This is a genomic window from Microcystis sp. M090S1 (assembly GCF_020246295.1).
GTDB lineage: Bacteria > Cyanobacteriota > Cyanobacteriia > Cyanobacteriales > Microcystaceae > Microcystis > Microcystis aeruginosa.
The window spans coordinates 1-13,656 of sequence record NZ_JADBTF010000133.1 but is presented as its reverse complement, the minus strand read 5'-3'; the positions used below and the strand labels follow the sequence as shown (position 1 = coordinate 13,656).

The following is a 13,656-nucleotide window of genomic DNA, read 5'->3' as shown; positions in this document are numbered from 1 at the left end:
AATAAATGTGAAATGTAGGCAAGGTAAGGGTTTTGTGGCTTTAAGAGCGAAACAGGTGCAAGATTTTGAGAGAATAGCGCTTCAAAACCTTGCGTCTTCATCGGCCCGCGTCCTGTAGGGGCGAAGCATTCGGATAGAAAATCTACGGTTTCACCGATAGGTTATTGCCCGAATGCTTCGCCCGTACTTTTTCAGCAGACCCTATTTATTCCCTCTTTTGCCTCTTACCTATTGCCTTTTGCCTGTCCTGATATGTAGCCTATACTCAACAGATTTACTATCAAGCGATACTACTGCGTTTTCTCGCTTCCTTATAAGATGTTCCCACATCCTGTAAACCGACTTTAATCATCTGTTGTTCCAAAAGGGCAAAAAAACGCAAGCGATCGCCACCTTTAATCACTGCTAAATTGTGCGCTTCCGCTAAGGCGATCGGATAACCATAACCTTTTAACACCTGGGCCAGTAAAATACTCAAAGAGCGATCGAGTAATTCTCGATCCTCCACCACCCAAGCAGGAACCTCTACCCTAGCGATTTCCGTCCCCACATGGAGATAACAGAAGTAAATGCGATGTTCATCCCCATAAAGATCGAGTATTTTCAAAGAACTGCGCCAAAAAGGACTTCTTTGTCCCGGTTCCAATAAATAACCCCAGAGAGAAGCATCCCGGAGAGGATCGACAACGCGACAAGGGGTTTTTTCTGGGTCTAAATCACCGCAATTGATCAAGCAATTGGGAGTATCATGGGGACAAGATTGTAAACGCAGGAAATTTAAGCCTTCCGTGCTACGAGAAGCACTAATATAACCCATAAGCGGGATTCTAGCTGATTTTAAATCGTCCCAAGACTGAAAAATCGGTGGCAAAATTAAATCTTTTGCTTCCGGGGGGAGACTATCGATAAACCAATAGATCAAAGAACCATCCACGAGGGCTAAATTTGGTTCATAATGGGCCCCAGGGGGTTTTACCCAACGAGTAGCCATTTCTGCTAACATTTGGCTTTCTAATACCGTCCGACGATAACTCATCCACTCATCCACGCGAATACCCCACTGTTTAGAAATGTAGAGGTCTTCTGATTTGTAATAGACTTCGGGAATGCTATCGAGGAGAGGGTGCAAATTTTGACCATAGTGCAACATAATCCTACCGATATTAATTAGATAACAGTAGGCGATTTCGTGGTGAGAAGGGGCAATTTGGGAACCATCCGTCGCAAAAACGCTATGACTTTCGGGAGCGGGAAGGATAGTAATGCGGGTGTCGAGAGGTTCGATCGGTAGCGCTACGGAGAAAATTAGGCGATCGTGCCAGTTATGATAGAGTTCTAGCAGTTTTTCCTGTTGCTGTTGAGCCTGTTCTAAAAGAATTTTAGCCCGTTGCACTCGCTCGCGACTAGCTGTCACTTCCTGTTGAAAATGTTGACTGATTCCTGGCATTTTTGCCGCTAATTTCGCAAGATCGAGCATAGCTATCCTCTCCCTGACTTTTTTTGATTTTATCGCAACTTTGTTTCTCTCATGCTAATTTTGTCAATTATTGCCAAATTTATCCTTAGTAATCTCCGCTTACAGCAGTTATCTTAATGGTGAGATAGGAAGTTTTCCTTTTGGGGAGTCGCTCGTCAATACCAAAAAGGAATTCTGCGTATTTAGACAATATTTCTCCTTAAGATCATTATAGTTTTGATAAGAAGTAATTTGCTCATGTTGCATTCTACCAACAATAATACCAGGGTGTATTCCTAGTTGTTCGGCAAATTGATTAATAGCTTTTTTACTGAGAGAATTATTGGCGATAAATCTCTGCCAATCTCCAGGATCAATTAAGAAATTAGCCGCAAAAACATCCGCCTCTTTTTCTTTAATTGTATCTTGAATATCTTTCCCCTCTAAAAATAAAGTTCGTTTCCCATGTAATAAAATATGACCAGCTTCATGAAAAAAAGAAAACCAAAAATGATCATTTGTTTTGTATCGATCGCTCAATTGAATTAAAGCTTTCTGAGAACCTAACCAGCGGGTAGCACCGCATACCCTTGTTTTCGGAAGTTCAGGGACAAAGGCTAAGGCAACTCCCGCGGCCGCACAAAGCTCGATCATTTGCGGTTGAAATACCTCGATAGACTTAATAGTTAACGAACGAATTTGTCGCAAGGCATCTCTGAATTTCAACTCGTTGTAATCAGCACAATTAATTTTCGATGCCTCTATTTCTCCTTGACGTAACCATGCTGTTATTGCCCCTTGATCGCTCTCAAATGCCTGAGACTTTCTAAAATCAATCGATAAATTTCTCCCCCAAATCTCCTGCCATTGCTCAGGGGAGACAACGGCAAAAAAATTCAAGCTCTCCCGTAATTGCTCTATTTTATCCTCATAAAACTTGAGCCAGCCTAGTTTAGTCATCTGCCGATAAGGAATTTGTTTTAACCAGCCTAAATAACCTTTTAATCTTTGATTCTCGTTTTTTCTCGCTAAATATTCCCGATAAAGTCTTTCGCGCTCTATCCAGAAACTGGCGGGAGTTCCTAACACTAACTCTATCTGTAAGGCGGTATCGATAGTAATCTCCGCTTTACCTTTTATGATCTCATTGATAGTCTTTCTCGGTCTGCCCATGCGTTGGGCGAGTTCCGATTGAGACATATTTCTTTCTTCTAGGATTTCGGCAAGGGTTTCTCCCGGTGGAGAAATAAAATCCGGTGCATATCTGTTCTCAATAGTATTAGTCATGGGTGTCATCTATGCCAATAATTACGACTGCGGTTACTTTCTTCCAATCAATTCCCCCGTCTGCTTTTTGAGGAATCGGTATATTAGCCGGCTCAAAAATTAGTCTGAGAGGATGAACTAAATCTAGAGATAGTTGTCCACCACGGTTATGTAACAATTCGTGGCAACGTCCCGGCAGCGATCGCATTTCCTCCAGGACAATAACTGCTTTTAAGTCGTCGAGTCTTTGCCTGATTTTCTTAGCCATCTTCTCTCCATACTGTTTTTTCAGTAGTCTTTGGCTATTGCATTCGTTCTCAAATTTTTTTTCCTTAAATACAATATCCATTGTAGATGACCCTTGTAATATTGTTAACCTCAAAGGTTAACAATATTTTATGGCAGCACACCTGGGTTGCATCCAGTACAAACGCTCTAAATATATCGTTAAGAGCTAATAGTCTAGACACCAGTTCTGGAAATGAGGTTAGCTAGAGACAGCTTTTCAGACATTGGCCGATTAATCAGGTGATGATTATCGCTAAAATTGCACCATCAAGCTAAAACAACGAAGCTGTAATTTTATCGCCTAATAACGTCCGAATTGAGTGCCGCCGCCGCCCAAGAAAAAGACAATCTCTAACATCTAAACCGGAGAAAAGCACAATAAGCGACTTGACAACAAGAGCAACAATTTGGTAGAATGACCTTTTGTCAACGATTTGACCTTCGGTAATAGGAGTTCAGAGTAACCTTAGATACAGCCCTATCATGCCCACCATTCAGCAATTAATACGCGACGAAAGATCCAAAGCGAAAAGAAAAACCAAATCTCCCGCCCTCAAACAATGCCCCCAACGTCGGGGAGTTTGTACAAGAGTATATACCACCACACCGAAAAAACCCAACTCAGCCCTACGGAAAGTCGCTAGGGTACGTTTGACCTCTGGATTTGAGGTGACAGCCTACATCCCGGGCATCGGTCATAACCTACAAGAACACTCGGTCGTCCTCATTCGGGGCGGTCGGGTCAAAGATCTACCCGGAGTCAGATATCACATCATTCGCGGCACCCTCGATGCCACCGGGGTGAAAAACCGTCAAAAGGCGCGGTCTAAGTACGGAACCAAACGCCCCAAACCCGCCGCTAAATAAACAGGAAATTGATTAACCAAAAAAATACTCCCACCGGGCCGGTCAAAGTTAACCCAAGAGACTTAAGACTCGCAGGAGAGGTTTTGAGATGGGCTGTAATCATCCGACTGTCAAGCAAAAGTTAAAGTTAACCTAGAAAATTCAGGAATATTCCGATGTCTCGCCGTAAAAACGTCAAAAAACGTCCTATTCCCCCCGATCCCGTTTACAATAGCTGTTTAGTCAGCATGACCATCCGCCGGATCATGCGATCGGGCAAAAAATCCCTAGCCGCTAATATCGTTTACGATGCCCTGAAAACCGTCGGCGAACGTACCGGTCAAGAACCCCTAGAAGTATTTGAAAAAGCCGTTAAAAACGCCACTCCCCTAGTGGAAGTGAAAGCCCGCCGGGTCGGTGGAGCCACCTATCAAGTACCGATGGAAGTACGGAGCAACCGCGGTAGTACATTGGCACTACGCTGGTTAGTCCATTATGCTCGGACTAGAGGCGGCAAAACCATGGCAGGTAAACTAGCCAACGAGATCATGGATGCGGCCAATGAAACCGGCGGCACGATCAAAAAACGGGAAGAAACCCACCGGATGGCAGAGGCAAACAAAGCCTTTGCCCACTATCGTTACTAAAAAGATACTTTAAAGATACTTTAAGGGCGGTGGACTACACCGCTGCCGCCAAAAAACTGTCAAGAAAAGTATAGAATTGTAAATAGTGTAAAAAATCCTAGAACAAAATCCCATCACTGGCAAGCAAAGCAAGGAGGTTGCTGTGGCACGGACTATCCCGCTAGAGAGAGTGCGAAACATCGGAATCGCCGCTCATATAGACGCGGGCAAAACAACGACAACAGAAAGAATCCTGTTCTACACGGGAGTCGCTCATAAACTGGGCGAAGTCCACGACGGAACGGCAATTACCGACTGGATGGAACAGGAACGGGAGCGAGGAATCACCATCACCGCCGCCGCCATCAGTACCAGTTGGCAAGATCATCGCATCAACATCATTGACACCCCCGGCCACGTCGATTTCACCATTGAAGTGGAACGGTCCATGCGGGTACTCGATGGAGTGGTGGCGGTTTTCTGCTCTGTTGGTGGTGTACAACCCCAATCAGAAACCGTCTGGAGACAAGCCGATCGGTACAAAGTACCCCGGATTGCCTTTATCAACAAAATGGACAGAACGGGGGCGAACTTCTTCAAAGTTTACGAACAATTAAGAGATCGCCTCAGAACTAACGCCGTTCCCATCCAAATGCCGATCGGCGCGGAAAGCGAACTGAGCGGGATCGTTGATCTCGTCAAGATGCGCGCCTATATATATAAGGACGATCTAGGGAAAGACATAGAAGAAACCGACATTCCCGAAGACTTATTGGAAAAGGCCGAAGAATTCCGCGTGCAGCTGGTGGAAGCTGTAGCGGAAGCTGATGAAGAACTCCTAGAAAAATATCTAGAAGGTGAAGAACTCACCGAAGCCGAAATCAAACGCGGTCTGAGAGAAGGGACGATTGCTGGTACAATTGTTCCCGTCCTCTGCGGCTCGGCTTTCAAAAACAAAGGGGTACAACTGCTCCTCGATGCCGTTGTCGATTACCTACCCTCACCCTCGGAAGTAGCCGCCGTTAAAGGGATTCTTCCCGATGGCAGCGAGGCAATCCGGGAAGCCAAGGACGATGCTCCCTTCTCGGCTCTCGCCTTCAAAATCATGGCCGATCCCTTCGGTCGTTTAACCTTCCTACGGGTCTATTCCGGTGTACTAGCCAAAGGCAGCTACGCCTACAACTCCACCAAAGGAACCAAAGAACGGATCGCTCGCCTGATCATCCTCAAATCCAACGAACGGATCGAAGTGGATGAACTGCGCGCCGGTGATCTAGGAGCGGCGATCGGACTGAAAAACACCATTACCGGGGATACCCTCTGTGATGATAAGAACCCGATTATCCTAGAATCCCTCTTTATCCCCGAACCGGTTATCTCCGTGGCGGTGGAACCGAAAACCAAACAGGACATCGAGAAACTCAGCAAAGCTCTGCAAGCTCTCTCCGATGAAGATCCCACCTTCCGGGTCAAAGTTGATCCCGAAACCAATCAAACGGTGATCGCCGGGATGGGAGAGCTGCACCTGGAAATCCTGGTTGATCGAATGCTCCGGGAATACAAAGTCGAAGCGACGGTGGGCGCTCCCCAAGTTGCCTATCGGGAAACCGTGCGGAAACCTGTACGGGCCGAGGGTAAATTTATCCGTCAAAGTGGCGGTAAAGGACAGTACGGCCACGTCGTCATCGAACTCGAACCGGGTGAACCGGGATCTGGCTTTGTCTTCGTCTCCAAAATTGTCGGTGGTGCTATCCCCAAAGAATACATCAACCCGTCAGAACAAGGGATGAAAGAAGCTTGCGAATCGGGGATCGTAGCGGGTTATCCCGTTATCGACCTGAAAGCAACCCTTGTGGATGGTTCTTTCCACGATGTGGACTCCTCCGAGATGGCCTTTAAGATTGCCGGTTCCATGGCGATCAAAGAAGCGGTGATGAAAGCTGCTCCCGTTCTCCTAGAACCGATGATGAAGGTCGAGGTGGAAGTACCCGAAGACTTCATCGGTAACGTCATCGGTGATCTTAACTCCCGTCGGGGACAAATCGAAGGTCAAGAAACCGAGACCGGCATCGCCAAAGTCTCCGCTAAAGTTCCCCTAGCGGAAATGTTTGGTTACGCCACTGATATTCGCTCCAAAACCCAAGGACGGGGCATCTTCACCATGGAATTTAGCCATTACGAAGAAGTCCCCCGCAACGTGGCCGAGACGATTATCACCAAAAGTAAAGGGAACGGCTAATCAGTAACCAGTGACCAGTGAGCAGTGAGAATAAACCGATCATTTAAATTCGATCGGTCAACCCTAATAACTGCTAACTTAAAACTGATCTCCGGTGACTGATTACTGTTCACCCACCTGAAGAAGAAAAAAAAACAAAGGAACAGAAAGTAAATGGCACGCGCTAAATTTGAACGGACGAAACCCCACGTTAACATCGGCACGATCGGTCACGTTGACCACGGCAAAACTACCCTCACCGCCGCTATCACTATGACCCTAGCGGCTCTGGGTAATGCCCAAGCTAAAAAATACGATGAAATCGATGCCGCTCCCGAAGAAAAAGCCCGCGGGATCACCATCAACACCGCTCACGTTGAGTACGAAACCGCCAGTCGCCACTATGCACACGTTGACTGCCCCGGCCACGCCGACTACGTAAAAAACATGATCACCGGTGCGGCACAGATGGACGGTGGTATTCTCGTGGTCTCGGCCGCCGATGGCCCGATGCCCCAAACCCGGGAACATATCCTGCTGGCTCGTCAGGTGGGTGTACCTAACCTGGTGGTCTTCCTCAACAAAAAAGATATGGTGGACGACGAGGAGTTACTGGAACTCGTAGAACTGGAAGTACGCGAACTTCTCACCAATTACGACTTCGCTGGCGACGATATCCCCATTATTGCCGGTTCTGCGAAAGAAGCCCTCGAGTACATGACCAAAAACCCCAAGGCTCAAAAAGGCGATAACGAGTGGGTGGACGCAATTTATGAATTAATGGAAGCGGTAGATAGCTATATCCCCACCCCCGAACGGGATATCGATAAACCCTTCCTGATGGCGGTAGAAGACGTATTCTCGATTACTGGTCGGGGGACGGTGGCTACCGGTCGGATCGAACGCGGTATTGTGAAAGTGGGTGATAACGTGGAATTGGTCGGGATCAGAGAAACTCGCCCCACCACCGTCACCGGGATCGAAATGTTCAAGAAAAGTCTTGACCAAGGGATGGCCGGTGACAACGCTGGTATCCTCCTGCGTGGTATCCAAAAAACCGACATCGAGCGCGGCATGGTTATCGCTAAACCGGGTACAATCAAACCCCACACCCAGTTTGAAGGTGAGGTGTATGTGTTAAGTAAAGAAGAGGGTGGTCGTCACACTCCTTTCTTTAAAAACTATCGTCCTCAGTTCTATGTACGGACAACTGACGTAACTGGCACTATCCAAGACTACACCGCCGATGATGGCAGCACTGTAGAAATGGTCATGCCGGGAGACCGGATCAAAATGACCGTGGAACTGATCAACCCGATCGCTATTGAACAGGGTATGCGCTTCGCTATTCGCGAAGGTGGTCGCACCATCGGTTCTGGCGTTATCTCGAAAATTATCAAGTAGGCTAATCTACTAATTAACGGGGCAGTGAATTTAAAAGCTGCTCCGTTACTGTCTTTATCTCGTACCTTGACAATTGCAATAGGTGAAATTATGGCTACGCTACAACAACAGAAAATTCGCATTCGTTTGAAAGCTTTTGACCGGCGCTTACTCGATACTTCCTGTGAGAAGATTGTCGATACTGCCAATAGAACTAACGCCACGGCCATCGGACCGATTCCCCTACCGACCAAAAGAAAGATTTATTGTGTCCTGCGTTCCCCTCACGTTGACAAGGACTCCCGTGAACATTTTGAAACCCGCACCCATCGCCGCATTATTGATATTTACCAACCCTCTTCTAAGACAATCGATGCTTTGATGAAATTAGATTTACCCGCAGGGGTTGATATTGAGGTTAAATTGTAAAAAATGTCAAAAAGATGTTATCGCTAACATCTTTTTTTCTTAGAGGCTCTTTGTTATGGTGTTTCTCGTCTAGTTTGTGTGGGTGAGAATTGGTACTATACCAAATCCGTTTTTAATAGTATGATTAACTCCCAATCCAACTTTAAAAACCCGCTCCCTTCTCTCCACTTCCCACTTCTAGGGTTTCGGTTGCTCTTGAACTCAGGCTAAAATCAAATATTGATACTATTGGGTATGCGAGAGGGTTTCAGGAAAATATAAGGCGTAAATCGGGTTAAATTGCGCCGATCAATCTCATTTTCGATCGCTTTTAATTTAGCTTGGAAAACCGCCAAAATCGGGTAAGCACGTTGATCTGGGAAAGCACTTCGGGATGGATAACCAAAACGGTTAAATTGAAAAGCTGTTAAAGTCTGCATAATTTCCAATTGATAAGCGGCCTGGGCCTGGGGCGGCAAAAGACGGAGAATATAATCTATATCCACTTCCTCAGCTGCTTTGGGAGGGGATTGATAACCCGCTAGGGGAATATTGGGGCTAAAGGCGAGATAATCGTATTGAGGATAATTAACCGCCGCGTGTTGTGGTCCGGCCACAAAAATTATCTGGGTGACAACTTCGACTAATTTGGCCAAAGTGTCTAATTCTCCGTCAGAAACTAATTTTTTGATGCCTCCACCTTCAGATGACATCAATTTTCGCGCCCAAGCTTGTAATTCTGTATCCTCGTTTACGTCCGCGTCGGAAGTATAGTAAAGACTTAGGTAATCTTTGACGTAGGTTTCCGTTGCTTGCCAAAGTAAGAGAGCATCGTCTCGGTAGGGGTAATCTGGTAGTAGCGAGGTATCCTGGACTTGGCGCAATTCTAATTCCTTTGGTAGGGCATAATCGGCGAAATTATCCAATCTTTGACGATAGGAACTCTTAATCAGGTCAATAGATGCTTCTAGCGTCCCCGCTAATAGACGATCAACGAATCCGCCCGGGTTAATTAACTCGCTCTCGGCTAAACTATTAATAGCGAGGGTAAATTGAAAATGAGGTCTTAATAGAATTGCCAGAGGATGATTAAGTGCTAACTCGGTAGCTGTGGCTAAAACAAAAGCTTCCGCTACTAAATGGGTATGGCTGAGGTGACTAACTAATTCATGGTGATTTCCGTCGGCAATTTGCACGAAAATTTTCGCCATTAACCAATTAAGTCCGTCATCGGGGGTATAGATGCGCTGATTAGGTAGGGTCGGATCCTGATACAATTGAATGGCAACTGGTACTAATCCCCCTTGACCCCGTAAACCTCTAGCACGCCAACAGAAAAGGACAAGAGGTGCTGTCACAGTTTTCATCCCCCTTTGATAACTGCCTAAAGTTAGGTGGTGTAGGGGGGCATAATCTGCTAGAAATAAGTTACCCTTACCGGCTTCCGAGGCAATGGTTTTATCGGGTCCCATAGCTTTTTGGAAGATAGCATCGCTGACGGGAAAATTATCTGGTAAGCTGCTAATCCCGCGGATTACCATGGGATTTGCTCCCGCTAATCTTTGGTAGGCAAAACTTGTGTTAGATTGCCAAGTTTTAATGCTTGTGGGTTGGGGAAGGATGGGAAAAAGTTGTTCGTAATCTTCTAATTTGTCAAAGGGATCGAAGATATTTTCTACCCTTGTGGCGACTCCATTGGCAATTAAAGCACTGAAACCTTTACCCCGCATTACTTGATAGGAAATAGAAAAGTTTTCGTGGGTAGGTAAATCTTTGACGAGGGTGATACCATTAACGTAATCATAAATGTACACTTGTTTTTGTCGTCTTAATAGATCTTGTCTTTTGACTGGATCAGGATCATTTTTTGGGAGCGATGGTGTCAGCAAAGTAACTCCTTGTCTAAAAAATTAGAACTTAAAAATTGTGGTCTTTTTCCTGGCACTAATAGGCTAGTAAAGGTAAGGAATTACCTCCAACAAAAGGGTCTTTTGAGGTAAATTACCTGCTAGATATATTCTCACCCATTATATACAGCTAGAACTGGGTTAGATTCCCGAAATATTGCATCTGTTTGTAAAACTTAATATATTAATTCTCGCACCTATGAGGTGCAAAGTTGCTGGTTTGAGGTTGGGGAGATTTTATCAGTGAACAGTAAACAGTGAACTGAAAACTCCCATCTGATAACTGATAACTGATTGCTAAACCGTTTGTAGGGGAAAACCTAAAGCTTCCCGTTGCTGTAAATACAATTGAGCAACCTGTCGAGCTAAATTGCGAATTCTGCCGATATAACGGGTTCTTTCAGCTACAGCAATCACACCTCTAGCATCGAGTAAATTAAAAGTATGGGAACATTTGAGAACATAATCTAGACTGGGAATCACCAGAGAGCGATCGATTAATTGTTTAGCTTCCTGTTCATACAAACTGAATAAACTAAATAATAACTCAGGATTAGAAGCCTCAAAATTGTAGGTACATTGTTCGATTTCATTTTGCAGGAAAATATCGCCGTAGAGGATATTTTCATTCCATTGAATTTCATTAATTGCCTCTACATCTTGCAGATACATGGCTAATCTTTCTAAACCGTAGGTAATTTCGATCGCCACGGGACGACAATCGATACCTCCACACTGTTGAAAGTAGGTAAACTGAGTGATTTCCATACCATCTAACCACACTTCCCAACCCACACCCCAAGCGCCGAGGGTGGGAGATTCCCAGTTATCTTCCACGAAGCGAATATCGTGATCTGCTGGGTTAATTCCTAACACCCGCAGGGAGTCTAAATAGATTTCCTGAATATTATCAGGAGAGGGTTTAATTAGGACTTGATATTGATAGTAATGCTGAAAACGATTGGGATTTTCGCCATAACGGCCATCCGTTGGACGACGACAGGGTTCCACATAGGCAACGGCCCAAGGTTCCGGACCAATTGCCCTTAAAAAAGTGTGGGGACTCATGGTTCCCGCACCTTTTTCGGTATCATAGGGTTGAGCAACTAAACAACCGCGATCAGACCAAAATTCATTTAATTTAGCGATAACAGCTTGGAAAGTTAGAGACATGGGAAAAAGTAAAAAAGCGGGTTAGGGGTTGGGGAAGTGGGAATTATAAATTATAAATTATGAATTATGAATTGGGAAGTGGGGAAGTGGGGAAGTGGGGAGCTTTTCAGTGATCAGTAAACAGTAAACAGTAAACTGATAACTGATAACTGATAACTGTCTCCTGACGGTTAAAGTCATTGACTTACTTTTAACTGCAAGCGAAAGTGAACAGGGGTAGAAGATTGGGGGAGAATAACTAATTCATAAAATCCCTCTTCGGGTAATTGACCAGACCATTGCCGATCGCTAGACTTGTCTAAAAGGGTAATATTACCCGTGGGAGAGTAGAAAGATAGTAAAACTTCGCCTTCCGTCTCTAAATTTAAGTCTAACCGATCACTGGAACGCAATTTTATTGCATAGGCTTTTCCTTGTCCCTCGCTGAGAATTGCCTCGATAACTTCCTCTCCCCCCGCGTCTAAACTTTCGATCGCTTGGTAGGATAGGCCAGACTGTAAAGATTGTAACTGATTCCAGGCCAAACCACTCCATAGTTGACCTAAGCCGCTATCAAAATTTGGTCTTTCTGTCAATTCGGGAAATAGCTGAAAAAAAGCAGTATCAGTGAGTAAATTAAGGACTCTACTGCTTAATCGTAACTGATTCACTTGTTCTCGCCATTTTTCTCGCTGTTGCTCGTCGTAGCTACCTAATGCTTCTCTAGTGCCAGAATCGAGACGTTCTAAGCGATCGAGGATTTCTGCTGCTAAAATATCTCTTTGTTCCTGTTTCTGTTTTTCCTCTTTGATATCCCCATAGCGGAGGTTAAACAATTCATTGACGAGATTTTTAAAAAACTGACCATCAATTCCCAACTCTAGACGGCGCTTTCTCATCTCGGCTTTCCGTTGCCATGCCCGATCTGTGGCAGAATTAAAGTTATTTTCCTCCGTGGCAAAAACGGGTTTAACGGTTTGGGGTTGATTGCTGTGTTTAACCCACTGTTTACCGATTAACCAGCCTATTGCCGCCGATAGTAACATCAAGAGGCAAAAAATAGCGATCCTGCCGGAACAGCCGAGAAAAACGGGCGATTTATTCCGAGAATTGGCGGCCATTGTCTCCTTAGACGATTTGGGGTTTTGATATTTCAAAGATGAGATTAACACAAATAATAGGCTAAGACGCATTTTAAGTGCCTATCCTTAGATTAGCTGAATCTCCCCCAATCCCTTTACTATCGCCTCTTGTCTCATCTCAACAAGCAGTTTAAACACAAGGACAGCTTATCTCAATATTAGCCGCCACAATAATATCTCTGCTGGGTCGAGCAGTTAGGTAGCCTAAGATACTGGTTTCAATATAGACGGTTTCGCTCACGGCCATAGGAGAAAATCTATCCAACGTCCATCATGCCCTATTTAATTGTCGTCAACCCAACCTTGCATCTTCATCGGCTCGCGTCCTGTAGGACTGCTCCCAAAAAGGCAAAAGCTGCCTAGGACGCACCCTAGAAAATCTCAAAAAAAAAATCGATCCGCCGCTAGGCGGGAAAAAGAGAAAAAGAGAAAAAGGGTAAAAAGGGTAAAAAGGGAAAAAGGGTTACAGAGTCCTCCCAGCACCGCACACCACCCGAAAACCGAGGTTGTCGAAGTTGGCATGGGGGCCGGTGCGGTCGCGGCAAGCGGAACGGCAGTTATATGGACTGCGCCTCCAACAACTGCTCCGCGCTATTTGAAGACCCTTATCCTTTATCAGCCAAGCACTGCCATCCCTTGGCGCATTCTCATAGCTATCATGCCAATTGTCCTCGCACCACTCGCAAACATTGCCAATCATGTCATAGAGTCCCCAAGCATTGGGCTTTTTCTGGCCCACAGGATGAGTTTTATCCTGAGAATTTCCGTCATACCAAGCGTAATCTCCTAACTGATTAGCATCATCACCAAAATAAAAGCGAGTAGTAGTCCCCGCACGACAAGCATATTCCCATTCCGCTTCCGTCGGTAGGCGATAGGTTTTCCCTGTTATTTGACTCAATTTCCGACAAAAAGCTTGAGCATCATTCCAACTAACCTGTTCTACCGGATTTTGGGGATTGTT

Annotated in this window: 12 protein-coding genes and 1 pseudogene; 5 read left to right on the top strand and 8 right to left on the bottom strand. The window is 45.3% G+C overall.

What is annotated here, in order from left to right; all coding sequences use genetic code 11:
- Positions 1-280: 280 nt before the first annotated feature.
- The 3 genes from IM477_RS06090 to IM477_RS06080 all read right to left on the bottom strand — a co-directional run bounded on the left by IM477_RS06090 (position 281) and on the right by IM477_RS06080 (position 3,071).
- Positions 281-1,477 (bottom strand): DNA double-strand break repair nuclease NurA, encoded by a 1,197-nt coding sequence (locus tag IM477_RS06090; RefSeq protein ID WP_287730925.1) that lies wholly within the window; start codon positions 1,475-1,477, stop codon positions 281-283.
- A 108-nt stretch (positions 1,478-1,585) separates the two neighbouring features.
- On the bottom strand, positions 1,586-2,743 hold the full coding sequence (locus IM477_RS06085; protein WP_287730924.1) for a HigA family addiction module antitoxin: 1,158 nt from the start codon (positions 2,741-2,743) through the stop codon (positions 1,586-1,588).
- Positions 2,736-3,071 carry a type II toxin-antitoxin system RelE/ParE family toxin gene (locus tag IM477_RS06080; RefSeq protein WP_353845533.1) on the bottom strand — a complete coding sequence of 112 codons (336 nt, stop codon included), beginning with the start codon at positions 3,069-3,071 and terminating at the stop codon, positions 2,736-2,738. Before IM477_RS06080 ends, IM477_RS06085 begins: the two co-directional genes overlap by 8 nt.
- Positions 3,072-3,493: 422 nt before the next feature.
- Between IM477_RS06080 and rpsL the strand changes: the two genes are divergently transcribed.
- The 5 genes from rpsL to rpsJ all read left to right on the top strand — a co-directional run bounded on the left by rpsL (position 3,494) and on the right by rpsJ (position 8,512).
- Positions 3,494-3,877, top strand: coding sequence for a 30S ribosomal protein S12 (rpsL, locus tag IM477_RS06075; RefSeq protein WP_002740176.1), 384 nt, complete (start codon positions 3,494-3,496; stop codon positions 3,875-3,877).
- A gap of 155 nt (positions 3,878-4,032) precedes the next feature.
- Positions 4,033-4,503 carry a 30S ribosomal protein S7 gene (rpsG, locus tag IM477_RS06070; RefSeq protein ID WP_002758831.1) on the top strand — a complete coding sequence of 157 codons (471 nt, stop codon included), beginning with the start codon at positions 4,033-4,035 and terminating at the stop codon, positions 4,501-4,503.
- Between the two features lie 142 nt (positions 4,504-4,645).
- The gene (gene fusA / locus IM477_RS06065) at positions 4,646-6,721 is read left to right on the top strand and encodes an elongation factor G (RefSeq protein WP_287730922.1); all 2,076 of its coding nucleotides are present in this window, start codon (positions 4,646-4,648) and stop codon (positions 6,719-6,721) included.
- 153 nt (positions 6,722-6,874) lie between these two features.
- Positions 6,875-8,104, top strand: a complete 1,230-nt coding sequence (gene tuf / locus IM477_RS06060) for an elongation factor Tu (RefSeq protein ID WP_004162845.1) — start codon at positions 6,875-6,877, stop codon at positions 8,102-8,104.
- A 90-nt stretch (positions 8,105-8,194) separates the two neighbouring features.
- Positions 8,195-8,512, top strand: a complete 318-nt coding sequence (gene rpsJ, locus IM477_RS06055; protein WP_002800099.1) for a 30S ribosomal protein S10 — start codon at positions 8,195-8,197, stop codon at positions 8,510-8,512.
- A 212-nt stretch (positions 8,513-8,724) separates the two neighbouring features.
- Here the strand turns inward: rpsJ and IM477_RS06050 are convergent, their stop codons facing one another.
- The 5 genes and pseudogenes from IM477_RS06050 to IM477_RS06035 form a co-directional block, all read right to left on the bottom strand.
- Positions 8,725-10,305 carry a lipoxygenase family protein gene (locus IM477_RS06050; protein ID WP_287730921.1) on the bottom strand — a complete coding sequence of 527 codons (1,581 nt, stop codon included), beginning with the start codon at positions 10,303-10,305 and terminating at the stop codon, positions 8,725-8,727.
- Positions 10,306-10,695: 390 nt separating this feature from the next.
- Complete coding sequence (glyQ, locus tag IM477_RS06045) at positions 10,696-11,571, bottom strand: glycine--tRNA ligase subunit alpha (protein WP_287730920.1); 876 nt, start codon at positions 11,569-11,571, stop codon at positions 10,696-10,698.
- Positions 11,572-11,747: 176 nt separating this feature from the next.
- Positions 11,748-12,671 (bottom strand): serine/threonine protein kinase, encoded by a 924-nt coding sequence (locus IM477_RS06040; RefSeq protein WP_287730919.1) that lies wholly within the window; start codon positions 12,669-12,671, stop codon positions 11,748-11,750.
- A gap of 166 nt (positions 12,672-12,837) precedes the next feature.
- Positions 12,838-12,933: pseudogene (locus IM477_RS22975) on the bottom strand (type II toxin-antitoxin system VapC family toxin); the annotation flags it as partial.
- A gap of 222 nt (positions 12,934-13,155) precedes the next feature.
- Positions 13,156-13,656, bottom strand: a 501-nt coding sequence (locus IM477_RS06035) for a formylglycine-generating enzyme family protein (protein ID WP_287730918.1), incomplete at its 5' end; no start/stop codon positions are given.

Bases quoted from the DNA above. Each gene is read 5' to 3' on its own strand.
- IM477_RS06040 (WP_287730919.1), bottom strand. From the start codon at position 12,671: ATGGCCGCCAATTCTCGGAATAAATCGCCCGTTTTTCTCGGCTGTTCC.
- rpsG (WP_002758831.1), top strand. From the start codon at position 4,033: ATGTCTCGCCGTAAAAACGTCAAAAAACGTCCTATTCCCCCCGATCCC.
- rpsL (WP_002740176.1), top strand. From the start codon at position 3,494: ATGCCCACCATTCAGCAATTAATACGCGACGAAAGATCCAAAGCGAAA.
- IM477_RS06085 (WP_287730924.1), bottom strand. From the start codon at position 2,743: ATGACTAATACTATTGAGAACAGATATGCACCGGATTTTATTTCTCCA.
- glyQ (WP_287730920.1), bottom strand. From the start codon at position 11,571: ATGTCTCTAACTTTCCAAGCTGTTATCGCTAAATTAAATGAATTTTGG.
- IM477_RS06080 (WP_353845533.1), bottom strand. From the start codon at position 3,071: ATGGATATTGTATTTAAGGAAAAAAAATTTGAGAACGAATGCAATAGC.
- tuf (WP_004162845.1), top strand. From the start codon at position 6,875: ATGGCACGCGCTAAATTTGAACGGACGAAACCCCACGTTAACATCGGC.
- rpsJ (WP_002800099.1), top strand. From the start codon at position 8,195: ATGGCTACGCTACAACAACAGAAAATTCGCATTCGTTTGAAAGCTTTT.
- IM477_RS06090 (WP_287730925.1), bottom strand. From the start codon at position 1,477: ATGCTCGATCTTGCGAAATTAGCGGCAAAAATGCCAGGAATCAGTCAA.